This is a genomic window from Sphingobacterium thalpophilum (assembly GCF_038396785.1).
GTDB lineage: Bacteria > Bacteroidota > Bacteroidia > Sphingobacteriales > Sphingobacteriaceae > Sphingobacterium > Sphingobacterium thalpophilum_A.
The window spans coordinates 520,906-542,381 of the sequence record NZ_CP151087.1 but is presented as its reverse complement, the minus strand read 5'-3'; the positions used below and the strand labels follow the sequence as shown (position 1 = coordinate 542,381).

Below are 21,476 nucleotides of genomic sequence, written 5' to 3'. Positions count from 1 at the left end.
AAATAGGTGAGTAGTGTGGGCGCGTAAAACAAATGAGAATATGAATTTATCTAATGAAATGTATGGTTTTTTGAAAAGAGAAGGTTTACGGTTATTTAGAAAAAAAGTAAGCTGGCAGACCTCTGCGAGATATCAAATCTATGGAGATGGGAAAACAAAGATCGGTGTCGCATTTGACAGAATTCAAAATTTTATCGATGAAGATACCAGTGCATCCGGCTGGAGTGGAATGGAAAAGATTAAACTCGAAGAACGGGGTGATTACATTATCTATGGTTTTGTTGAGAAAATTGAAAGCTAAAGAAGAGTTCTCCATATGATTTTTCCATTGAGCTTGACCTTTCGTATTTTATTATCGAGTAAATTTTACAAATCAATTCCTTAATTGTGTAATGACTTTAATCTTATTTGTGGCCAAATTTGTTGTGTAAAATTAAACAATAAGTTATGGCGACAGATATTTATAAGGATACGGTTTATCTACCTTTAGAAGATGTTGAAAGCGAACATTGTGCATCAATTGTCGAAAAAGGACTAGCCCAAGTTAAAGGCCTAGCGAGCTATCGGGTGGAATTGAATAACCACAGAGCTGCTATCGTACCGAAGGATAGTGAAGCCGTTGTTAGCAGTGTAAAAACGATCAAAGATCTTGGTTATGGTGTTTCTACATTAACCAAAACATTTCCAGTTCTTGGGATGACTTGTGCCTCCTGCGCCAGTAGCGCTGAAAGTATGGCGAAATATGAACAAGGGGTTGTCAATGCGTCTGTAAATTTTGCAACAGGAAACCTTACGGTGGAGTATTTGCCTAATATTACGGATCATTTAAAAATCCAGAAAGCGGTTCAGGCTGGTGGCTATGATTTATTAATCGAAGATGAATCTACTCAGCAGAAAACGTTGGAGGCTATTCACGCCGAGAAATTCCGTAAGCTTAAAATCAAAACTCGATGGGCAGTAATACTTTCGCTTCCCGTGGTCGTGATAGGTATGTTCTTTATGGATATGCCGTACGCAAATCCTATTATGTGGCTGTTTTCCACGCCAGTAGTTCTTTGGCTGGGCAAGGACTTTTTTGTCAACGCGTGGAAACAGGCAAAACATCGTTCGGCCAATATGGATACGCTTGTTGCGTTAAGCACGGGAATAGCCTACATCTTTAGTATGTTTAATATGCTCTTTGCTGAATTTTGGCATCAGCGTGGCTTGCATGCACATGTGTATTTTGAGGCCGCCTCAGTCGTCATTGCTTTTATTTTATTGGGTAAACTACTGGAAGAGAAGGCTAAAGGTAACACCTCATCCGCCATTAAAAAGCTAATGGGCCTGCAGCCTAAGACGGTGATGGTCATTCAATCGGATGGAACAGAGCGTCAGGTCGCTATAGAAGCCGTTAATACTGGCGATATTATTCTGGTGAAACCAGGGGAGAAGATCGCCGTTGATGGGGTTGTTATCAGCGGAAATTCCTATGTTGACGAAAGTATGTTAAGCGGAGAGCCGGTCCCTGTTTTAAAAATGGGCAATGAGCAGGTATTTGCAGGGACGATCAACCAGAAGGGCAGTTTTCAGTTCAAAGCTACAAAAGTTGGCCGGGAAACAATGCTTGCCCAAATCATTAAAATGGTACAGGATGCACAAGGAAGCAAGGCCCCTGTGCAAAAACTGGTCGATCGAATTGCTGCTGTATTCGTTCCTATTGTCATTGGTATTGCTATTTTAACTTTTCTACTGTGGTTTACTTTAGGTGGAGAAAACCATCTGGTACAGGGTTTAATGGCGGCAGTAACGGTTTTGGTTATTGCTTGTCCTTGCGCACTAGGTTTAGCAACTCCCACAGCAATCATGGTTGGAGTGGGTAAGGGAGCTGAGCAGGGTATTTTAATTAAAGATGCGGAAAGTCTGGAGCTGGCCAAAAAGGTAAATACAGTTGTTTTGGATAAAACCGGCACCATTACGGAAGGAAAGCCTGTGGTCACTGACCTTTATTGGAAAAATGATGAGGATAGTTTGAAAGGTATCTTGTTGAGCCTGGAGAAACAGTCAGAGCATCCATTGGCAGAAGCTGTAGTCGGGTATTTTAAAGATGTAAAAGCTACTCCAATATCCTTTATCGAAAGTATTACTGGGAAAGGTGTTAAAGGCAGTGATGGAATCGAAACGTACTCTGTAGGTAATCGCAGGTTGTTGGATGAGAATGGGATTACAATTCCGACGGATTTGATGGAACATGGCACCCAGTGGGAAAATCAATCCAAAACAGTGATCTGGTTTGCCAACAGTCATACTGCGTTAGCGGTAATAGCCATTGCGGACCGGATTAAGGAAACTTCTGTGCGTGCTATCAAGGAGATGCAGGCCATGGGCATTGAGCTATATATGCTGACTGGTGACAACGAGGCTACGGCTAGGGCCATTGCCGCGGAAACAGGTCTTCAGCATTACAAAGCGGAAGTATTGCCAGAGCACAAAGCTGATTTTGTTAAAGAATTGCAGCAAAGAGGGCAGGTGGTCGCTATGGTTGGGGACGGTATTAATGACAGTACAGCCTTAGCAACGGCCGATGTCAGTATTGCAATGGGGAAGGGAAGTGATATTGCAATGGATGTAGCAAAAATGACAATTATTTCATCTGATTTGACGAAGATACCGCAGGCCATTCGACTTTCGAAACAAACGGTCGCGACGATTAAACAAAATTTGTTCTGGGCGTTTATTTATAATTTAATTGGGATTCCCCTCGCTGCAGGTATTCTGTATCCATTCAATGGTTTCCTTTTAAACCCGATGATAGCTGGAGCTGCAATGGCATTGAGTAGTGTAAGTGTTGTCAGTAATAGCTTGCGACTTCGCTGGAAAAAATAGCTAACTATGGTTGAGGTCTAGACCTCATCTTAAACGGTAAATATTGCAAAACAAAATAGAAAAACTGTAAGTACAACCCATCGAATTAAAGGGATATTTGTATAGATAATTAAATAGATTAATAACATTAAAATTAAATAACATGGAAAGCAAAGAATTTCAATTTAAAACAAACCTTACTTGTGGGGGATGCGTGTCCAAAGTAAGCGCTGATCTGGATAGTGTAGACGGTATCTATGAATGGAATGTTGACACCACAAATGCAGACAAAATTCTGACTGTAAAAGCTGAAGGCGTTTCGGAGGAAGAAATCATTGAAATTATCAAAAAGAAGGGCTTTAATGCCACGGCCTGCTCCGCCTAATTGTTCAATAAATCTATAGAACCCCATAAAAACACCCTAAAAGTTTTCTCCAACCTTTAGGGGTTTTTTATGGGGTATTGTGATGAGACTAAACCGAACTTAGCTTTCTGTTAATTAAATTGGATAAATGGTGCATAAAGGATTGTTTTTTCAGCTCCTGTATCAAAAGTATAGTGCTTTCCGTCAATGGCAATAAGCGGTGATAACCCATCTATTGCAAGATTTGATGCTTTCCATGAAACTGTAGGTATCTTGGGCACAATAAAAAAATCATCCTGTGTAAGCTGTACTTCTTGCAGTGCTTCAATAACAGGGAAGCCTATTATACCATTGATCTGATAGCCAATTTGCGGGATACAAAGTGCGCTGTCTGGGAAAACCAGGAATATTGCGTTTGAAATGTTGATGCTACCAAGTTTTAATTGTTTACAAACGGCCAAATCGGCTTTGATAGAAACACCGGTAACGGCGTCTACATCAATATCTGCACGGATAAGATCGATATGAAGACGTTTGGCCACGGACTCTGTGACTGTCGATAGGTTTGCTCCGGTATCAAATATAAAACTTGCCGTATCGCCGTTGACTGTTAGTGTTAGATTCTTCAACCCGGCTTTATCTTTCGTCATTTTAAGACGGGTATCGGCGTTGATCTCTATAAGCTGTGGCCGCACATGTTCAAGTGCTGACCAGATTTTTAGATTGTTTCTGAGATCCGCTCTTGTATCTGTTGACAGCAAAGGATCGAAGTCGAGTAGGATTTTCTGGATTGTCTGTTTTGCCCCCGCGTAATCTTTCAGTTTGACAAAATTATCTTCCTGAACACGCCATAATTTTAGTCGCAGTGTGTCGGGTAATTCTTCTGTTGCTGCGCTCAATAGTGCTATTTTTTTGTTTGAAGCGATGGGTTTGTTAAAGGCGTTATCGAGTATTGCCAAAATAAAAACTTGCTCATTGGCGTTTAAGAAAGGTTTATTTACCCTAAACAGGTCGCGGGCAGTGAAGAAATCTTTTGATGCTATTAGCTGATATAGTTTGTTGAATTTAGTTGAGTTGGATTGTCCGAAATTAAGCTGGATGGTGATGAATAACAGGAAACATATTGATACGCATTTTTTGAAATGATTTGCTGGGAGATTCATGGTGTATTCAATTAATTGTCTTTTGATCAACGATATGTTCACGCGCTTAAATGTCGGAAAAGTTCTTGTTATTTTTTTTTTATTGTTGCTTATTTTGTTATTGATCAATGGTTTATGTTGTGGAGTTGTGTGTAATACTTGTGGTCTTGAATAATTAAGGTTAAATTAGCTAATGTTTTGAGAAATTTCTCCCAGAAGGATTGGATAGACGAGGTCTCCGCGATTGGTGGACAGTAATATATTTGTAAATAGCATAATTTAATGAAACAGAAGACGATGAATATTAGGTATAATAAAGGAATTATTTTTTTTGGTCTTGCGGCTTTATCGACCAGTTTATTTTTTGGCTGTGGAAACACAGGCACTAAAAATGAGGCCAAGGCCGAAAAGGTAGAGGGACCTGCTGAAGCTATTGCTGACACTGCAACCACAACGCAGGAGTTATCTTTTAAGGATAAAGAGGGTAAGGTTCTTCAATTAAGTGCTTTAAAAGGTAAGGTCGTGTTTATTAATTTCTGGGCGACCTGGTGTCCCCCATGTATTCATGAACTACCTTCTATTGACCAGCTTAGGCAATCGCTTAAAGATAATAAAGATATCGTTTTTCTCATGGTAGATATTGATGGCGACATGGAAAAGTCTTCAGCATTCATGGCCGAAAACAAGTATGATCTACCACTTTACATAGCAGCGGGTGAAATTCCTGCAGAATTCTTAGGACAGTCCATACCAACAACGGTTATCTTGGATAAAGCGGGTAAGATCGTAGAGCGTCTGGAAGGAAGCCGTGACTATGGGGCCCCTGAGATAAAAAAAGCATTGGAGGATATCGCGAGCGGTAGCTAAAGCTCGAAGGTTGTGATCACTATTTTCTATAGCTGGAGAATAGAATTTGAAAAGAAAAACAGTATTTTCGCGGTGTCAAGTTAATTTATAGCTATGTCCGAACTTCAAGAGCAGACTGCAGTCAGAACGACTTATTTTAGTATTGTAGGTAATGCATCACTGGCATTATTAAAATGGTTAGCTGGTTTCTTTGGAAACTCTTATGCGCTGATAGCGGATGCAATTGAGTCAACGGCAGATATTTTCTCTTCATTTCTAGTGCTCCTCGGTTTAAAATATGCGCAACGACCTGCCGACGACAATCACCCTTATGGCCATGGTCGGGTAGAACCACTCATTACATTTATTGTCGTTGGTTTTCTTATTGTTTCTGCAACCATAATCGCTTATGAAAGTATTGAGAATATAGGAACGCCACATGACCTGCCAAAGCCTTGGACCTTATTTGTTCTGGGTGGGATCATTGTGTGGAAAGAGATTTCTTATAGGATCGTTATGAAGAAAAGTAAAGAAACTAATAGTTCTTCACTTCGTGCAGACGCTTGGCATCATCGAAGCGATGCGATAACGTCAGTTGCAGCTTTCATTGGGATATCTATTGCATTGTTGCTCGGAAAGGGATATGAAAATGCGGATGACTACGCGGCATTATTTGCCGCTGGATTTATACTTTATAACTGTTACCATATTTTCAGACCGGCGCTTGGCGAGATCATGGATGAAAATGTATACGATGAGGTCATTGACAATATCCGGCAAGAAGCATTAAAAGTATATGGGATAAAAGCCACGGAAAAATGTTTTGTCCGCAAATCGGGGGCTAAATATCACGTCGATCTGCACGCTATTGTCGATAGTGAAATTACGGTAAGAGAAGGGCATGAGCTGGCGCATAAACTCAAAGACCACTTGGTTGCGCATATTCCTGATCTTGGTCATGTGATGATCCATATTGAACCGGACGAATGCCTTTGGGAATCAAATTAAAAATGGCAGCACCTATTATTTTTCTTGAACCGTGCTGCCATTTGATTGTTTAAAAACTTAGGTGTTTTCAGCTTCAAGCAATTGAATCTGCCATTTAATCTGATCCGCTTTAATAGGGTAATCGATATTATTTCTTAAGCTTTCATAAATGGCTTCAAACAGCTGATTGTAATCTCCTGTATGTGGCGTTACTAAAGACTCATGTTTTTGATTTGATACGTCTATCGTAACAAGTTTTCCCTCGAGGCCGGCTGGCTCAAGGCCATAAGATGGATCGTCGGGCAACATACCATCTAGCAATTGCTGTTCTTGCACATCCGTCATATTCTTGATAAAACTCCCTTTTGTACCATGTAAGACAAAGGCGGGCTGCGGAGAGGCGACAAGTAAACTGCCTGTTAAATACACGTTCAGTCCAGCTGGATAATAAAGATGATAGTGAAAATAATCTGCAACTTTAGAATCGGGTCTGTTGATGGATGTTGTCTTGGTAAATTTAACCGGTTTTCCAAAAAGTGAGATTGCCTGATCAATAAGGTGCGGACCTAGGTCATAAGTGATACCATTGGAAATATACTGCGTATCTTCCTTAAAGTATTTTTGTCCCAATTCCATTTTATAGCGATCAAATCTGAAATGCACTTCAATCAGCTTTCCTAATTCTCCACTTTCGATCACTTTTTTAATGTCTAAAAAGTGACTATCATATCGTCTGTTTTGATAGAAAAATAAGTCTTTTCCTTGTTTTTTGCTGATGGCAAGAAGCGTATCGAATTGTGTAGAATCATCAACGGCAGGTTTTTCTATCAAAACGTGTTTTCCTGCCTCTAGGGCGTCTTTTGCATATTGGAAATGGGTATAGTTTGGTGTGTTCACAATGACCAGTTCGATGCTTTCATCCGCTAGTAATTCAGTTATATTATCGTAGCTTTTTATTGCCGGATAAAATTCATGTGCGTTTTTTTTCGACCGTTCTACAACAGCGCTGAGATTGAAATGTGGATTGGTATGTATAAATGGCGCGTGAAAAACACGTCCTGACATGCCAAAACTTAGTATTCCTGTGTTAATTTGAGTGTGTTTCATGTTGATTTAAAATATTTTAGCGCAGTCTTGCTACTTGTTGGACTTCAATATAAAATTTAATGCTATTGCGTGCTTTTTTTGTCCGTGTTCGATTCTACAATGCGGTTTGCAAAGTGATGTGTTACGCCATCTTCTGTTGCTCGAAGACATACCGAACACAGTTGATAAAAAAGTGAATGTTCTACAACGCCTGTAATGAGTTTGATTTGTTTATTCAAATCAAAAATATCAGGCAGTTTAGAAAAATAAATGTCTGCCAGGAAATTACCTCTCTCAGATAGTAGAGGCCCCGATTTTTGTTCAGATTTTCGTAATACAATGTTTGATATCGCTGAAGAATAGCTTGATTTTAGTTCTTTAAGTACCGATAGCCAGGCGTCGGGAATAATTTCAACACATAGCGGATATTTTGTGGTCAGTTTATCGACCATCTTTGCGCCATCGACCAAGAGAATAAATTGCTTTGCCATATTCGCCATAATCTTTTCACCTGTATGTACGCCGCCGCCACTTTTGAACGCATTTAAATGAATGTCCACCTGATCACAGCTGTCAAAATAATAATCCAGCGTTGCTATGGTACTGTTATCAATACAAATAAGACCATTTTCTTGGAGCAGTATTTTGGTTTCCAAAGAAGGCGATGTAAATTTCAGGCTGGATTTAAAACTGACCCTACTGGCAATTAATTCAATGAAATAAGCTATTGTTGATCCAACACCTAGTCCAATGAATTGATCAGGTTCTAAAAGTTGAAGAGCAGCTTTGGCGGCTTCCTGTTTGAGATTGTTCATAAATGGTAAACTTATAAAATTGTAATACCTTGTTCGACATAAGGCTGCAAAATGCGATCAGAAGGATCCTTTTCTGTAATTAAATAACTGATATCAGATGCGCGGCATGTTAGAAAAGATGCCAGGGTATCGAGCTTATTGCTCGTTGTGGCAGCAACAATGTTCATTGAATTTTTACATAGTACTCTTTTGATAGCTGTTTCTTCGCGAGTTCTTGCCGTAAGTCCACGATAGGGGTCCAGGCTACATACACCTATGAAGCTGACATCCGCATATATTTCTTCAAAGGTAGAAATAGTTTGCTGTCCCTGCATCGTAAGAGATGATTTGCAGAAAGCGCCACCCGCGAAAATCAAGCTGATGTTTGGGAGGTTTGCAAGTATATTGGCTATCGGGAGACTATGTGTGACCACAGTAAGGTTTAGGCTATCTGGAATGTTGCCAGCAATTGCCTGTGTTGTTGTGCCACCGTCAAAAAAGACGACTTGATGATCTTTCAATAGTGTGATCGATTTTTCTGCTATGGCTTGTTTCTCCATAACATCAAGGTTATTTCGGTAGTATATATCGAATGGTAAGTTTGACCGTAACGTGGCTCCCCCTCGAATAGCGCGGAGCAAGCCAGCGTCAGATAGTTCTTTAAGATCACGTCGGACGGTATGCTCAGAGACACCAAGTTCGGCCGCTAACTCTGTCATTACTAATTTCCTTTCCTTTTTGATTTTAACTAATATAAAATCGTGACGTTCTTCTTTGGATATCATGCTATAAATGTAGTGTTTTTGTGCTATATGCTGCAATATTTGTCATTATAATCGTTGTAGTATTGCGATATATTGCAATATTTCGAGTTATTTATCGTTGAATTGTTTATTTGTGTTTTTTAGTTTTGATCCCAATTCAATTTTGTTGAACTTGTTTTTGCGGTACTTTTTTCTATTAGCATTATATTTGTGAATGATCAATAATAGTTTCGATCGCTCTTCAGTGGTAACCAATTTATAATTTTCACTTTTACAGGCTGTTGTTTGCTACTACATGTAAAACCATAGAAATCAATTAAAATATGAATATTATCGTAAAAATTGCAGGCTCTATTCTGTTCGTCTTTTTATGCGGCTGCAGCGTGCAGCCTGCTGGAAAGCTTAAAAAAGAACAATGGGTATTAGGAGGCTTTGAACGGCCCAAAGGTGTCAATCCAATTATTGAGCCCGATACGAGTTCCGTATTTTATGATCCAATGCTGAAGAAAGAAATTCGATGGGAGGACAACGACACTTTTAATCCTGCTGCAGTAGTAAGGGGAGATAGTATCTATGTCATTTATCGTGCAGAAGATCGGACAGGAAAAGCTATTGGCCACCGGACCTCCCGATTGGGGTTAGCAGCTAGTGCTGACGGTATTCATTTTGAACGACTGAAAACGCCTATATTCTATCCGGGGCCTGATGAGCAGCAAGATAACGAGTGGCCTGGCGGGACAGAAGATCCTCGGATAGCACAGACTGAGGATGGGCGTTTTGTGCTATTTTATACCCAATGGAACCGAAAGGTACCGCGGCTTGGTGTAGCAATATCCACTGATCTGAAACACTGGACTAAATACGGTCCTATTTTTAAGAACTCGAGAAATAGGCGCACTCTAGTCAATGAACCGCATAAATCGGCTTCTATTGTGACTACATTGAAAGGTAACAAACAGGTTATAGCTAAAATCAATGGGAAATATTGGTTGTACTGGGGAGAACATGGTGTTTATGGCGCCACATCCGATAATTTGATTGACTGGGAACCCGTAACAGATAATAGAGGTACACTGAAAGCCTTCATTTCGCCGAGGGATGGTTACTTTGATAGTTCGTTGACAGAGTGCGGTCCTCCAGCAGTTTTGACTGATAAAGGAATTGTATTGCTATACAATGGTAAGAATCATGCTGAGAAAGGGGATGTGCGTTTTAATAAAAATACCTATTCCGCTGGACAGGTTTTATTTAGTCCACGAGATCCGACAAGCGTATTGGCTCGAATGGATGTTCCGTTTTTACGCCCCATGGAATCTTTCGAAAAAAGTGGACAATATATAGATGGAACGGTTTTTATCGAAGGATTGGTCTTTTTTAAACAAAAATGGTTTTTATATTATGGTTGTGCGGACTCTAAAGTTGCTGTGGCTATTTATGATCCGCGCCATCCAGGGCTTATGGATCCTGTGCCTGAACTGTAAAAGGGAAGAAGTTGCCTTTGAAGCTTGTTCGGATGATGGGTAGCTGGTCAAGGAGCATTTGGGATCATGTACAAAAGTTGTGGAGGGTAATCATTTTTAAGCATACAATTTCATCACTCTGTACAGGAAGAATGTTGTATCCCTTACTCCACGGAAGACGCTCCTGAAAGCTTTGAGTTTTGCATTGAAGGACTTTGCGGATGCATTGGTGCTTCTATTGTCGAAGTAGTGGAGAATGTATTGATGATGTGCTGCAATGGATCTTGCGACACTCTCGAATGAAGCAATACCCGCGTTCTCAACCTGGTTGTGCCACAGTCCTAACTTTGTGAAAGCAACTTTTTTATCCCTGCATTTATTGAAGATGTCACCTAAGGCAACTCCAAGATCATAAGCCTGTTTTAGCTTGGGAAACCTGATGAACAGCAGTTCTGCACGGCGTTTTTGGCTTTCCGACCATCGACTTGGATGCTTGAACAGGAGGTGTCTCGACCTAGCTAATAGCTGTTTGAGCGTATCACCATTAGGCAACAACTCGGGGTCATATGGGATACCCCGTTTTCGCGATTCCATTATTTTTTTGCTTTCTGCATCTAAGACTTCCCATCGGTATTTGATACGGAGTTCCTGAACAGCATCATAAGCAAGTTTTTGTACATGAAACCGATCGATAACCCTTCTGGCATTTCTGAAACACCTACGGATAGCCTTTGCCATATTGGGGGCCATATCCATCGTTACTTCCCTAACTTTGTTCCTTAGTTTAAGTGGAATGCGCTCTAATACAGCAATAATATCTTCCGCCTTTGTCCCTCTTATGGTAGCCAATATGGTTCCCTTCCTGCCCTTTGCTGATTTACTGCTTACGATCGTGTAAAGTTCACCGTTGCTAAAGCTGGTCTCATCGATGCTCAGGTGTTCCGATATGTTATCAGGAAAAAGGGTCCATTGCTCTGCGTGTGGCTTTTGGTCCCAGTCCTGGAAGTCACTGAGATGGTTCTTGTATTGATCCTGTAGTTGCTTACCGTCCATTTGGAAGAACAGACCTACCAATTGGGCGCTTACAGGATGATTATCCAAATATCTTCTTTAAAAAAAGCCCGAATTCCGTAGTCATTCGAGCACCCTCACGCACCAGATTCCAATCTCTTGTGATGATCTCTCCGGTATCCAGGACCGTCCAGCGACGACGGCGGATATGTAGCGTAACTTTCTGGCCTCGAATGGGAAAGTCTGAAATCTCAGTGGAAGGCATGAAGCCCTTTGACTCCAACTTGCTGTTCTGATAGCCTGTCGGAGCAATATTAAGCTCATCTAAATAAATGTGGAGCTGATTGTCAACCTGATCGACTTCTAAAATCTGAAAGTATTCCAATAGCCCTTCGGGCATCAATAGGGACAGTAATTTACGTTCGGCTTCTTGCAAGGGATATCTGTATTAAGGATGCTAAACTAAGAAATTTTTGACATTCCCCCCAAGAATTGGATCATACCGAAAGTTTGGGGGGTAATCATTTTTAAGCATACAATTTCATCACTCTGTACAGGAAGAATGTTGTATCCCTTACTCCACGGAAGACGCTCCTGAAAGCTTTGAGTTTTGCATTGAAGGACTCTGCGGATGCATTGGTGCTTCTATTGTCGAAGTAGTGGAGAATGTATTGATGATGTGCTGCAATGGATCTTGCGACACTCTCGAATGAAGCAATACCCGCGTTCTCAACCTGGTTGTGCCACAGTCCTAACTTTGTGAAAGCAACTTTTTTATCCCTGCATTTATTGAAGATGTCACCTAAGGCAACTCCAAGATCATAAGCCTGTTTTAGCTTGGGAAACCTGATGAACAGCAGTTCTGCACGGCGTTTTTGGCTTTCCGACCATCGACTTGGATGCTTGAACAGGAGGTGTCTCGACCTAGCTAATAGCTGTTTGAGCGTATCACCATTAGGCAACAACTCGGGGTCATATGGGATACCCCGTTTTCGCGATTCCATTATTTTTTTGCTTTCTGCATCTAAGACTTCCCATCGGTATTTGATACGGAGTTCCTGAACAGCATCATAAGCAAGTTTTTGTACATGAAACCGATCGATAACCCTTCTGGCATTTCTGAAACACCTACGGATAGCCTTTGCCATATTGGGGGCCATATCCATCGTTACTTCCCTAACTTTGTTCCTTAGTTTAAGTGGAATGCGCTCTAATACAGCAATAATATCTTCCGCCTTTGTCCCTCTTATGGTAGCCAATATGGTTCCCTTCCTGCCCTTTGCTGATTTACTGCTTACGATCGTGTAAAGTTCACCGTTGCTAAAGCTGGTCTCATCGATGCTCAGGTGTTCCGATATGTTATCAGGAAAAAGGGTCCATTGCTCTGCGTGTGGCTTTTGGTCCCAGTCCTGGAAGTCACTGAGATGGTTCTTGTATTGATCCTGTAGTTGCTTACCGTCCATTTGGAAGAACAGACCTACCAATTGGGCGCTTACAGGATGATTATCCAAATATCTTCTTTAAAAAAAGCCCGAATTCCGTAGTCATTCGAGCACCCTCACGCACCAGATTCCAATCTCTTGTGATGATCTCTCCGGTATCCAGGACCGTCCAGCGACGACGGCGGATATGTAGCGTAACTTTCTGGCCTCGAATGGGAAAGTCTGAAATCTCAGTGGAAGGCATGAAGCCCTTTGACTCCAACTTGCTGTTCTGATAGCCTGTCGGAGCAATATTAAGCTCATCTAAATAAATGTGGAGCTGATTGTCAACCTGATCGACTTCTAAAATCTGAAAGTATTCCAATAGCCCTTCGGGCATCAATAGGGACAGTAATTTACGTTCGGCTTCTTGCAAGGGATATCTGTATTAAGGATGCTAAACTAAGAAATTTTTGACATTCCCCCCAAGAATTCAGCTTGATCCCAAGAATTCAGCTTGATCCCTTGATCCCCCATTTGTTTAGTTGGCTGAGAACTTATCAAATTAAAAAAGGCAGATCATTTGATCTGCCTTTTTGGGTAAGTAATCGGGCTCGAACCGACGACCCCTAGAACCACAATCTAGTGCTCTAACCAACTGAGCTATACCTACCGTGATTTTGATGATACAAAAGTACGATTAAACCCTATTCCCTCCAAATATTTGACTGAAAAAAAACAGCGTTTAAAGCCAACTAGGTGAAGATTAGTTTATTAAATTTTAATAAAAAACCTCGTAACCCGTCCATAGCAGTGCTGATATGCAATTCGCTACTACCAAGGCTACCATTTGCTTCCAATTTTTACTAAAAAAAAGCGGTTTCTATTACCGAAACCGCTTTTTCTTAGTAAAAGGATTGCCCTTATATCATTTCTACACTTCTCTTCACAAAGGATGTTAAATCGGCTCCAGACAATAAACCTCTGGATAAGAGTGCTAAATCAAAAGCCTGTTTTGCTAGTTTAGAGCCTTCTTCGTCCGATGCTGATAAAATTCTTTTGATCAGTGGATGGTTACCGTTAACAGTTACCTTATAATTGTCGGGCAATGAACCATAGAAATTCATACCGCCACCTGTCTTAGCCATATCTTTCATCCGGCGCATAAATTCATCAATCGTTACCGATACAGGCAGATCACCCTCATTTAACGCATCAACTTCAACTTTCATATCTTGGCGTGAAATTGCCTTTTCGAAAACTTCCAGCGCTTTTTTAGATTCTTCTTCCGAAAGAGCCAGGTCGACCTTTTCATCTTTCTGAATCAATTTATCGATAACGTCAGCATCTACACGTTTCAGTTGCACCTTTTCGCCACCCTTTTCCTCCAAATAAGCCGCAAAGTGCGTATCTAGTGGACCATCGAGTGTCAGTACATCATAACCTTTGTTTAATGCAGTTTGGATAAATCCATCTTGTTGAGCAGCATCATGCGTATATAAGTAGATAATGTTTCCATCTTTATCTACTTGGATATCTTTGACTTTTTCGTAATACTCTTTGATGGTGAAACTTTCGTCTTTCGTATTTTTTACCAAACAGAAGTCATTTGCTTTTTCAGCAAATTTCTCATCGCTTAGCATACCATATTTGATAAATAAGCCGATATCCGTCCATTTCTCCTCAAAGCCTTTGCGGTCAGTCTTAAATATTTCGTTCAATTTGTCAGCCACCTTTTTGGTGATGTAACTATTGATTTTCTTAACGTTGCTGTCCGCCTGCAAAAATGAACGGGAAACGTTCAACGGAATATCTGGAGAATCGATTACACCGTGAAGTAACATCAAGAACTCTGGAACAATATCTTTCACTTCGTCGGTAATGAACACTTGTCTCGAGTAAAGTTTGATTTTATTACGCTGGATCTCAAGTTCATTTTTAACTTTAGGAAAGTAAAGGATACCGGTCAGGTTGAATGGATAATCTACGTTGAGGTGAATCCAAAACAAAGGCTCATCCATGGAGTAAGGATATAACTCGCGGTAGAATGCCAAATAATCTTCATCTTTTAATTCAGACGGTGACTTTGTCCATGCTGGAGAAGTATTATTGATAATATTGTCTACCTCTACAGATTTGTATTTTGGTTTTCCTTCTTCGTCTTCACCATCCGGCTCAGAATTTGTTTTTGTACCAAAACGGATTGGAACGGGAAGAAATTTAGCATACTTATCTAAAATATTCTGTAAACGTGCCTGACTTAAAAATTCAGTGGACTCTTCGTTAATATGTAGAATGACATCAGTACCACGTGTGGTTCTTGTGCCTGTAGAGATTTCGTAAGATGTACTACCATCGCAAGTCCAATGGGCTGGTTCTGCTCCATCCTGATAGGATAAGGATTCGATTTCCACCGTATCGGCCACCATAAATGCGGAATAGAAGCCCAAACCAAAACGGCCAATGATTTCGTTTGCATCATTTGCTTCTTTGAATTTTTCCATAAACTCTGTCGCTCCGGAGAAAGCGATCTGGTTGATGTATTTTTTTATTTCCTCTGCTGTCATACCAATACCATTGTCGGAAATAGTGATGGTTTTGGCAGCTTCATCAAATTTTACGTCTACAATCAATTCACCTGTTTCACCTTGATATTGACCTAAAGAAGCCAGGCGTTTGATTTTTTGAGAAGCATCAACGGCATTAGATACCAGTTCACGCAAGAAAATTTCATTATCGGAATATAAGAACTTTTTGATTACGGGAAATATGTTCTCCGTGTGAATTGAAATACTACCTTTTTCTGGATTCATAATTTTTATGTCGCTATTTTTTAAATTTATGATTTGTTTACAACATACAATCTATGTTCCAAATACCTCCTATAAGACATGATGGCAGAAAACGTCCTATTTTGTCATAAGTGCGTGTATTTCGTTAAAAGGATCTTGTAGTAGGCTGTCAGCAATCGAAAGCCTCTTAGCCTAATTCAAACTAGGGCTCTGCGGAAAGTTGGCAACATGTGCATATTTGGGGCCAAGTCCAATAATGGCATCTTTCCATAGCAATTCACCGTTCCCTTCAAAAATAAGCTGATGGTGGTATTTGTTCTGTACAGCCCAGCTATTTTCTTTAATTTCAGCCTCAAGTTGACCTGCAGACCATCCCGAATAGCCGATAAAGAATTTTAATTCGTCAGCTTTTATGCTATCCGTCTGGATGGCTTCGATAAGCTTCTCTTCATCGCCACCAAAATAGATCCCAGGAGCAACTTCTTCGCCACTCAGCAACAAATCAAAACGGTTATGTACAAAAAAGAGGCTTTCCTGAGCCACGGGGCCACCCACATAGATGGGGAAATTGCAATCCGGTATAGATTCCAATAATTGGCCAATGCGAACATTGGTTTGATTATTTAAAACAAACCCGAGCGATCCTTCCGTATGATATTCACATAGCAATATCACGGATCTGAGGAATCTAGGGTCTAACATAAACGGTTCGGAAATTAGTAAACTTCCTTTTTGAGGATCAAGTTCGGTAAACATATAGCGCGTATTTTAATGAGTTGTTGATCTAATCTTTTTTAATTAGAACTATGCGAGATTTGTGCCAAAATTGGGATTTTGTCAATTTCTACTAACTTTATAGAGAAAAAGCAATGATTTTAGTAAGTTTGTAGGACATAAAAATAGGTTTCTATGTCCATTCAACATAAAGATATTGCAGCAATCAGACAGGATTACGTATTAGGTAGCCTATCTGAATCGGATGTGGATCGAGATCCAGTCCACCAGTTTAAAAAATGGTTTGATGCGGCTATCCACAGCGAGGTGAACGAACCCAATGCTATGGTGCTTTCAACCGTATCTTCCCATCATTTGCCGTCCTCGCGAGTTGTTCTATTGAAGGATATTGTCGCAGAAGGTTTGGTCTTTTTTACAAATTATGAGAGTCGTAAAGGGGAGGAGATGAAAGCTAATCCGCATGCTGCATTATTGTTTTTCTGGCCTGAATTGCAACGGCAGGTCCGAATCGAAGGCGTTATTGATTTTGTAAGTGGGGCCGATTCGGATGAATATTTTCAATCACGACCTAAAGGAAGCCGTATCGGCGCACTGGCTTCCCCGCAGAGCCACGAAATTCCAAACCGCAGTTTTTTGGAAAACAGGGTGGAAGAACTCGAACGCCAATATAATGGAATCGACACTGTACCTAGACCATCACATTGGGGTGGCTATCTGCTGAAACCGATTTATTTCGAGTTCTGGCAGGGACGTGCAAGCCGGCTGCATGATCGTATCGTTTACAAAAAAGTGTCCGACTCCTGGACGATTACGCGTATAGCCCCATAAATATGACATTTGACGAAATTAAATCGACGCTTGTTTCCCGATTTGGAACCCAAATTATTGTTAATGAAGATCGCAATGGGCTGCAGCCAGCATTATTTGTTGATAAGGAGGATATCGTAGCCGTCTGTTTATTCCTGCGGGATACGGAGGGGCTGTATTTTGATTTTTTGAGCAATCTTACTGCGGTGGACTATCAAACGCATTTTACCGTTGTCTACCATCTCAATTCATTGCCTTATCAACACGGTTTGGTCTTAAAAGTTGAGCTGTCAGGTAATCGTTCGCTGGACGAATTACCAGAGATTCCTTCGCTTACTTCGGTATGGCGTACGGCAGACTGGCATGAGCGCGAAGCATTTGACCTAATGGGGATTTATTTTGAGGGACATCCGGACCTTAGAAGGATTCTGCTTCCCGACGATTGGGAAGGGCATCCTCTGCGCAAGGATTATCAAGAGGCAGAAACATATCATGGCATCCATATTAATTGATCGAAATGGCGAATCCAAAATATAAAGAGGCATTAGTGCGGTATGAAAAACACCTTACAACGATATCCAGTGAGGAAATGGTGTTAAATATGGGGCCTCAGCATCCATCAACGCATGGGGTGCTCCGGCTTCAGCTGATTACTGACGGAGAGATTGTGAAAGAGGTTGTTCCACATTTGGGTTATCTGCACCGCTGTTTTGACAAGCATGCCGAATCGTTAAATTACGCAAAGACAATTCCTTTTACTGATCGCCTAGATTACCTCGCCTCGATGAATAATAGTCATGCTTTCGTGATGGGTGTCGAACGCATGCTTGGTCTTGATCGTAAAATACCTAAAAGGATAGAGTATATCCGTGTACTGGTCTGTGAACTCAACCGAATTGCGTCGCACCTGATTGCTATTGGAACATATGGTATTGATATCGGTGCAACAACGCCGTTTCTTTGGTGCTTCCGTGACCGTGAACACATTATGAATATGCTCGAGTGGGCTTCTGGCTCCAGGATGTTGTACAACTATATCTGGGTAGGCGGTTTGTTTTATGATTTGCCTGTAGGCTTTGAAGAGCGCTGTGCAGAATTTATTACCTACTTCAAACCTAAATTGGTCGAACTGGATGAGATATTGACTCAGAATCAAATCTTTATCTCCCGTACGGCTAAAATAGGTATACTTCCTGCTGACGTTGCGATAAATTATGGTGTATCGGGACCTATGCTTCGGGCTTCAGGAATAAAATGGGATTTACGACGCATAGATGGCTATTCGGTTTACCCAGAAATTGATTTTGAGATACCTGTCGGAAAAGGAGAAATGGGCGCAATCGGCGATTGCTGGGACCGTTATAAAGTTAGGGTAGACGAAGTCAAGGAATCTGTTCGCATTGTTGAGCAATGTCTTGAACGATTACAGAAAGACTTTAAACGTACAGCTGAATTCGATCCGAGAGCGCTGGTTCCGAAAAAAGTAAATTTGAAAGCGCAGGATTATTATGTCCGTGCTGAAAATCCGAAAGGAGAATTGGGTTTTTACTTTGTCACAAAAGATAAATCAGATATTCCATTGCGTGTAAAGTCGCGGGGGCCGAGTTTTAATAACCTATCGGTGATTTCGGAAATTGGAAAAGGCGTGCTGATCGCTGATTTGATTGCGATCCTGGGCTCTATTGATATTGTTCTGGGTGAGGTAGATCGCTAATCTGCGGTAGTATGCATGTTTTATAAACGATTTAGCACATTTAAAAGGTGTATTGTATTGAAAATGTTGCATGAAAACGCAAATAAATTTGTAAATGAGCGCAATTTTAATCATATTTGCAGTCTCATAATTTAAGTTTATAATTGGTTAATGAAAGCTCGTTACTCCCAAAGTAACGGGCTTTTCTTTTTTTTAGCGGGCAATCTACTGAATGTCGTTTATTTATGATTCCGATGTGTTGGTTTGAGCTTGAAGGGATTACTGCTTTTTCAGTGGAGCAATGTTGATTATCCCGTATATTTCATCGAATTCCTGCATTAGAATTTAACGCAAATGATTACCTTTACTGGTCTTAAATATAAAAAAGTGACGGATAGTTTAGTTATCATTCCAACATATAATGAAAAGGAAAATATTGAAAAAATCATTCGCAAAGTTTTTTCCTTATCACAGGCATTTGATATTTTAATTGTAGACGATGGTTCCCCGGATGGAACGGCTACCATCATTAAGAATTTACAGCTTAATGAGTTTGACGGCCGTTTGTTTATCGAAGAACGGATCGGGAAACTGGGGTTGGGAACGGCATATATCCATGGATTTAAATGGGCGCTATCGCGCGAACATTACCAATATATTTTTGAAATGGATGCAGATTTCAGTCACAACCCGGAGGATCTGCTTCGTTTACGGCAGGCTTGTGTGGCTGGTGCTGATATGAGTATAGGTTCGCGCTATATCAAAGGCGTGAATGTAGTCAATTGGCCGATGAGCCGGGTGTTGATGTCGTATTTCGCTTCGGTATATGTTCGTTTTATAACCGGAATTAATATCCAGGATGCGACCGCGGGGTTTGTTTGTTTTACCAGAGAAGTCCTTCAGACAATCCCCCTTGAAAAAATTAAGTTTGTGGGTTATGCCTTTCAGATTGAGATGAAATTCACCGCCATAAAATATGGCTTTGATGTAGTCGAAGTACCCATTATATTCACAGATCGGACCGAAGGCACATCAAAGATGAGCACAAGTATCTTTAAGGAAGCTTTTTTTGGAGTTATCCAATTGAAATTAGGAAGTATCGGAAAGCGGTACAAGAGAAATTAAAAGATCGCTACAATGAACGAGAATTTAGATCCAAATCCAGAGCGTCTGAGCAACACAGATCGTGATATTGAACGGGCATTGCGGCCTCAGGCTTTTGAAGATTTTACAGGTCAGGCTAAAATATTAGAGAACCTCAATATTTTTGTGAAGGCAGCCAGGCTAAGAGGCGAGGCGCTGGATCACGTTTTGCTACATGGCCCCCCAGGCTTAGGAAAGACGACGTTATCCCATATCATTGCTAATGAGATGGGTGTTGGCATTAAAATTACTTCGGGACCTGTATTGGATAAACCGGGTGATCTTGCAGGATTATTGACAAATCTCGAAGAAGGGGATGTCTTGTTTATCGATGAGATCCACCGTTTAAGCCCTTTAGTAGAAGAATATCTCTATTCGGCAATGGAAGATTTTAAAATCGACATTATGCTGGAAACAGGGCCGAATGCACGGTCTGTGCAGATCTCCCTTAATCCGTTTACCCTGATCGGGGCAACAACGCGCTCAGGACTTTTGACAGCCCCTTTGCGTGCACGCTTTGGAATTAATTCGCGCCTACAATATTATGATGCGAAACTCCTAACAACTATCGTGTTGCGTTCGGCACATATCTTAAACACACCGATTTCTGATGAAGGTGCCTATGAGATTGCACGAAGGAGCAGAGGTACACCCCGGATAGCCAATGCTTTACTGCGCCGTACACGGGATTTTGCACAGATAAAGGGTAACGGAAGCATCGATAAAGAAATAGCGAAATATGCTTTGCACGCGCTTAATGTGGATGAAAATGGTTTAGACGAGATGGACAACAAAATCTTAACGACTATTATAGACAAATTTAAAGGTGGACCTGTCGGTTTAAAAACTGTAGCCACAGCAGTTGGGGAGGATGAAGGTACGATTGAGGAAGTCTACGAACCCTTTCTGATTCAAGAAGGATACATTATGCGGACCTCGCGGGGTCGCGAATGTACAGAGGCTGCTTATAAGCATTTGGGCCGTGTCAATCACTCGAAAGGAAATACATTGTTTTAATCGCGAATAGAAACGATACTTTAACTTTTCTGCTGAATAATTTTATTGGTCCGGCTCATTAGGGCTGGACTCGGTTTTGTTCGTTGAAAATAGCTTATCTGAGCCTGTAACTCCTCATGTATCCAAGGGTACTTTTTTCGTAGGTTATTTAAGATGTCCAGGCAGTTGACCAATACAGCGACAGGACATGCAGGTTCGATCATCCATTGGAAGGAATGCTCGATAATTTCTTCTTCTATCTCATTTTGAAGTGTATATTCTTTATTTTTTTTAGACGTTAAAAATAATAGAATTTTAGTATAGCTTCTAAGACAACTCCAGTTTTTTTGTTTTTTTAAATTGTTCAAGAATTGCGGGAGAACAGATTTTAGCAACGCTGTATTCTTTAAAACGATGGTTTCAAATACCCATGCGGCGCGAAAGGCAACCTTTTTATCCTTCTCTAAGGAGATGTTCAGCAGATCAGCCAGGGTTATTCCTTGGAGCATCTCCAAAGAAAAATCCGTTACCTCGAAAGATCTCAAGGTAACGGATAAAAATGCTAATTTTTCATTGTAGGTCATTTAACCG

Annotated in this window: 22 protein-coding genes and 1 tRNA gene; 11 read left to right on the top strand and 12 right to left on the bottom strand. The window is 40.8% G+C overall.

Annotated elements, in window-relative coordinates:
• Window positions 1-40 precede the first annotated feature (40 nt).
• From AACH28_RS02560 to AACH28_RS02550, 3 genes are all read left to right on the top strand, one after another.
• The gene (locus tag AACH28_RS02560; RefSeq protein WP_139144941.1) at window positions 41-301 is read left to right on the top strand and encodes a hypothetical protein; all 261 of its coding nucleotides are present in this window, start codon (window positions 41-43) and stop codon (window positions 299-301) included.
• Window positions 302-447: 146 nt separating this feature from the next.
• Entirely contained in the window at window positions 448-2,865 is a 2,418-nt protein-coding gene (locus AACH28_RS02555) for a heavy metal translocating P-type ATPase (protein WP_341832141.1), read from the top strand.
• Window positions 2,866-3,007: 142 nt separating this feature from the next.
• Entirely contained in the window at window positions 3,008-3,229 is a 222-nt protein-coding gene (locus AACH28_RS02550; RefSeq protein WP_070564271.1) for a cation transporter, read from the top strand.
• Window positions 3,230-3,339: 110 nt separating this feature from the next.
• On the opposite strand, the gene AACH28_RS02545 is transcribed toward AACH28_RS02550, so the two are convergent.
• Entirely contained in the window at window positions 3,340-4,371 is a 1,032-nt protein-coding gene (locus AACH28_RS02545) for a retropepsin-like aspartic protease (protein ID WP_341832140.1), read from the bottom strand.
• Between the two features lie 261 nt (window positions 4,372-4,632).
• Here AACH28_RS02545 and AACH28_RS02540 point away from each other — a divergent pair, with 261 nt between their 5' ends.
• Both AACH28_RS02540 and AACH28_RS02535 read left to right on the top strand, forming a co-directional pair.
• The gene (locus AACH28_RS02540) at window positions 4,633-5,217 is read left to right on the top strand and encodes a TlpA disulfide reductase family protein (protein ID WP_341832139.1); all 585 of its coding nucleotides are present in this window, start codon (window positions 4,633-4,635) and stop codon (window positions 5,215-5,217) included.
• 93 nt (window positions 5,218-5,310) lie between these two features.
• Window positions 5,311-6,204, top strand: coding sequence for a cation diffusion facilitator family transporter (locus AACH28_RS02535; RefSeq protein ID WP_341832138.1), 894 nt, complete (start codon window positions 5,311-5,313; stop codon window positions 6,202-6,204).
• A 57-nt stretch (window positions 6,205-6,261) separates the two neighbouring features.
• Here AACH28_RS02535 and AACH28_RS02530 read toward each other — a convergent pair whose 3' ends face one another.
• The 3 genes from AACH28_RS02530 to AACH28_RS02520 form a co-directional block, all read right to left on the bottom strand.
• Window positions 6,262-7,290, bottom strand: coding sequence for a Gfo/Idh/MocA family oxidoreductase (locus tag AACH28_RS02530; protein ID WP_070564259.1), 1,029 nt, complete (start codon window positions 7,288-7,290; stop codon window positions 6,262-6,264).
• 62 nt (window positions 7,291-7,352) lie between these two features.
• Window positions 7,353-8,084: a ribose 5-phosphate isomerase A gene (rpiA, locus tag AACH28_RS02525; RefSeq protein WP_070564256.1), complete on the bottom strand. Its 732-nt coding sequence runs from the start codon at window positions 8,082-8,084 to the stop codon at window positions 7,353-7,355.
• A gap of 11 nt (window positions 8,085-8,095) precedes the next feature.
• Window positions 8,096-8,848 (bottom strand): DeoR/GlpR family DNA-binding transcription regulator, encoded by a 753-nt coding sequence (locus tag AACH28_RS02520; protein WP_341832137.1) that lies wholly within the window; start codon window positions 8,846-8,848, stop codon window positions 8,096-8,098.
• Window positions 8,849-9,150: 302 nt separating this feature from the next.
• Here AACH28_RS02520 and AACH28_RS02515 point away from each other — a divergent pair, with 302 nt between their 5' ends.
• Window positions 9,151-10,308: a glycoside hydrolase family 130 protein gene (locus AACH28_RS02515; protein ID WP_286751863.1), complete on the top strand. Its 1,158-nt coding sequence runs from the start codon at window positions 9,151-9,153 to the stop codon at window positions 10,306-10,308.
• A 96-nt stretch (window positions 10,309-10,404) separates the two neighbouring features.
• Here AACH28_RS02515 and AACH28_RS02510 read toward each other — a convergent pair whose 3' ends face one another.
• From AACH28_RS02510 to AACH28_RS02480, 7 genes are all read right to left on the bottom strand, one after another.
• The gene (locus AACH28_RS02510) at window positions 10,405-11,388 is read right to left on the bottom strand and encodes a transposase (RefSeq protein WP_313262116.1); all 984 of its coding nucleotides are present in this window, start codon (window positions 11,386-11,388) and stop codon (window positions 10,405-10,407) included.
• Window positions 11,381-11,734, bottom strand: coding sequence for a transposase (locus tag AACH28_RS02505; RefSeq protein WP_286767917.1), 354 nt, complete (start codon window positions 11,732-11,734; stop codon window positions 11,381-11,383). The genes AACH28_RS02510 and AACH28_RS02505 overlap by 8 nt, the downstream gene beginning before the upstream one ends.
• Before the next feature lie 91 nt (window positions 11,735-11,825).
• A complete protein-coding gene (locus tag AACH28_RS02500) occupies window positions 11,826-12,809 on the bottom strand; it encodes a transposase (RefSeq protein WP_286767918.1) in 984 nt (327 codons plus the stop codon).
• A complete protein-coding gene (locus AACH28_RS02495) occupies window positions 12,802-13,155 on the bottom strand; it encodes a transposase (protein WP_286767917.1) in 354 nt (117 codons plus the stop codon). Before AACH28_RS02495 ends, AACH28_RS02500 begins: the two co-directional genes overlap by 8 nt.
• 163 nt (window positions 13,156-13,318) lie before the next feature.
• A tRNA-His gene (locus AACH28_RS02490) sits at window positions 13,319-13,392 on the bottom strand.
• A gap of 250 nt (window positions 13,393-13,642) precedes the next feature.
• A complete protein-coding gene (gene htpG, locus AACH28_RS02485; protein ID WP_341832136.1) occupies window positions 13,643-15,532 on the bottom strand; it encodes a molecular chaperone HtpG in 1,890 nt (629 codons plus the stop codon).
• 171 nt (window positions 15,533-15,703) lie between these two features.
• On the bottom strand, window positions 15,704-16,267 hold the full coding sequence (locus AACH28_RS02480; RefSeq protein ID WP_293952811.1) for a YqgE/AlgH family protein: 564 nt from the start codon (window positions 16,265-16,267) through the stop codon (window positions 15,704-15,706).
• 153 nt (window positions 16,268-16,420) lie between these two features.
• Between AACH28_RS02480 and pdxH the strand changes: the two genes are divergently transcribed.
• The 5 genes from pdxH (at window position 16,421) to ruvB (ending at window position 20,906) form a co-directional block, all read left to right on the top strand.
• Window positions 16,421-17,074 (top strand): pyridoxamine 5'-phosphate oxidase, encoded by a 654-nt coding sequence (gene pdxH, locus AACH28_RS02475; protein WP_341832135.1) that lies wholly within the window; start codon window positions 16,421-16,423, stop codon window positions 17,072-17,074.
• A gap of 2 nt (window positions 17,075-17,076) precedes the next feature.
• A complete protein-coding gene (locus AACH28_RS02470) occupies window positions 17,077-17,565 on the top strand; it encodes an NADH-quinone oxidoreductase subunit C (RefSeq protein WP_312329460.1) in 489 nt (162 codons plus the stop codon).
• 5 nt (window positions 17,566-17,570) lie between these two features.
• Window positions 17,571-18,767 carry an NADH-quinone oxidoreductase subunit D gene (locus AACH28_RS02465; protein WP_407073631.1) on the top strand — a complete coding sequence of 399 codons (1,197 nt, stop codon included), beginning with the start codon at window positions 17,571-17,573 and terminating at the stop codon, window positions 18,765-18,767.
• Window positions 18,768-19,133: 366 nt separating this feature from the next.
• The gene (locus tag AACH28_RS02460) at window positions 19,134-19,871 is read left to right on the top strand and encodes a polyprenol monophosphomannose synthase (protein WP_341833099.1); all 738 of its coding nucleotides are present in this window, start codon (window positions 19,134-19,136) and stop codon (window positions 19,869-19,871) included.
• 12 nt (window positions 19,872-19,883) lie between these two features.
• Window positions 19,884-20,906 (top strand): Holliday junction branch migration DNA helicase RuvB, encoded by a 1,023-nt coding sequence (gene ruvB / locus AACH28_RS02455; RefSeq protein WP_046673408.1) that lies wholly within the window; start codon window positions 19,884-19,886, stop codon window positions 20,904-20,906.
• A gap of 20 nt (window positions 20,907-20,926) precedes the next feature.
• Here ruvB and AACH28_RS02450 read toward each other — a convergent pair whose 3' ends face one another.
• Window positions 20,927-21,469 (bottom strand): hypothetical protein, encoded by a 543-nt coding sequence (locus AACH28_RS02450; protein ID WP_070564232.1) that lies wholly within the window; start codon window positions 21,467-21,469, stop codon window positions 20,927-20,929.
• Between the last annotated feature and the right edge of the window lie 7 nt (window positions 21,470-21,476).

Bases quoted from the DNA above. Each gene is read 5' to 3' on its own strand.
- AACH28_RS02560 (WP_139144941.1), top strand. From the start codon at position 41: ATGAATTTATCTAATGAAATGTATGGTTTTTTGAAAAGAGAAGGTTTA.
- AACH28_RS02555 (WP_341832141.1), top strand. From the start codon at position 448: ATGGCGACAGATATTTATAAGGATACGGTTTATCTACCTTTAGAAGAT.
- AACH28_RS02550 (WP_070564271.1), top strand. From the start codon at position 3,008: ATGGAAAGCAAAGAATTTCAATTTAAAACAAACCTTACTTGTGGGGGA.
- AACH28_RS02545 (WP_341832140.1), bottom strand. From the start codon at position 4,371: ATGAATCTCCCAGCAAATCATTTCAAAAAATGCGTATCAATATGTTTC.
- AACH28_RS02540 (WP_341832139.1), top strand. From the start codon at position 4,633: ATGAAACAGAAGACGATGAATATTAGGTATAATAAAGGAATTATTTTT.
- AACH28_RS02535 (WP_341832138.1), top strand. From the start codon at position 5,311: ATGTCCGAACTTCAAGAGCAGACTGCAGTCAGAACGACTTATTTTAGT.
- AACH28_RS02530 (WP_070564259.1), bottom strand. From the start codon at position 7,290: ATGAAACACACTCAAATTAACACAGGAATACTAAGTTTTGGCATGTCA.
- rpiA (WP_070564256.1), bottom strand. From the start codon at position 8,084: ATGAACAATCTCAAACAGGAAGCCGCCAAAGCTGCTCTTCAACTTTTA.
- AACH28_RS02520 (WP_341832137.1), bottom strand. From the start codon at position 8,848: ATGATATCCAAAGAAGAACGTCACGATTTTATATTAGTTAAAATCAAA.
- AACH28_RS02515 (WP_286751863.1), top strand. From the start codon at position 9,151: ATGAATATTATCGTAAAAATTGCAGGCTCTATTCTGTTCGTCTTTTTA.
- htpG (WP_341832136.1), bottom strand. From the start codon at position 15,532: ATGAATCCAGAAAAAGGTAGTATTTCAATTCACACGGAGAACATATTT.
- AACH28_RS02480 (WP_293952811.1), bottom strand. From the start codon at position 16,267: ATGTTTACCGAACTTGATCCTCAAAAAGGAAGTTTACTAATTTCCGAA.
- pdxH (WP_341832135.1), top strand. From the start codon at position 16,421: ATGTCCATTCAACATAAAGATATTGCAGCAATCAGACAGGATTACGTA.
- AACH28_RS02470 (WP_312329460.1), top strand. From the start codon at position 17,077: ATGACATTTGACGAAATTAAATCGACGCTTGTTTCCCGATTTGGAACC.
- AACH28_RS02465 (WP_407073631.1), top strand. From the start codon at position 17,571: ATGGCGAATCCAAAATATAAAGAGGCATTAGTGCGGTATGAAAAACAC.
- ruvB (WP_046673408.1), top strand. From the start codon at position 19,884: ATGAACGAGAATTTAGATCCAAATCCAGAGCGTCTGAGCAACACAGAT.
- AACH28_RS02450 (WP_070564232.1), bottom strand. From the start codon at position 21,469: ATGACCTACAATGAAAAATTAGCATTTTTATCCGTTACCTTGAGATCT.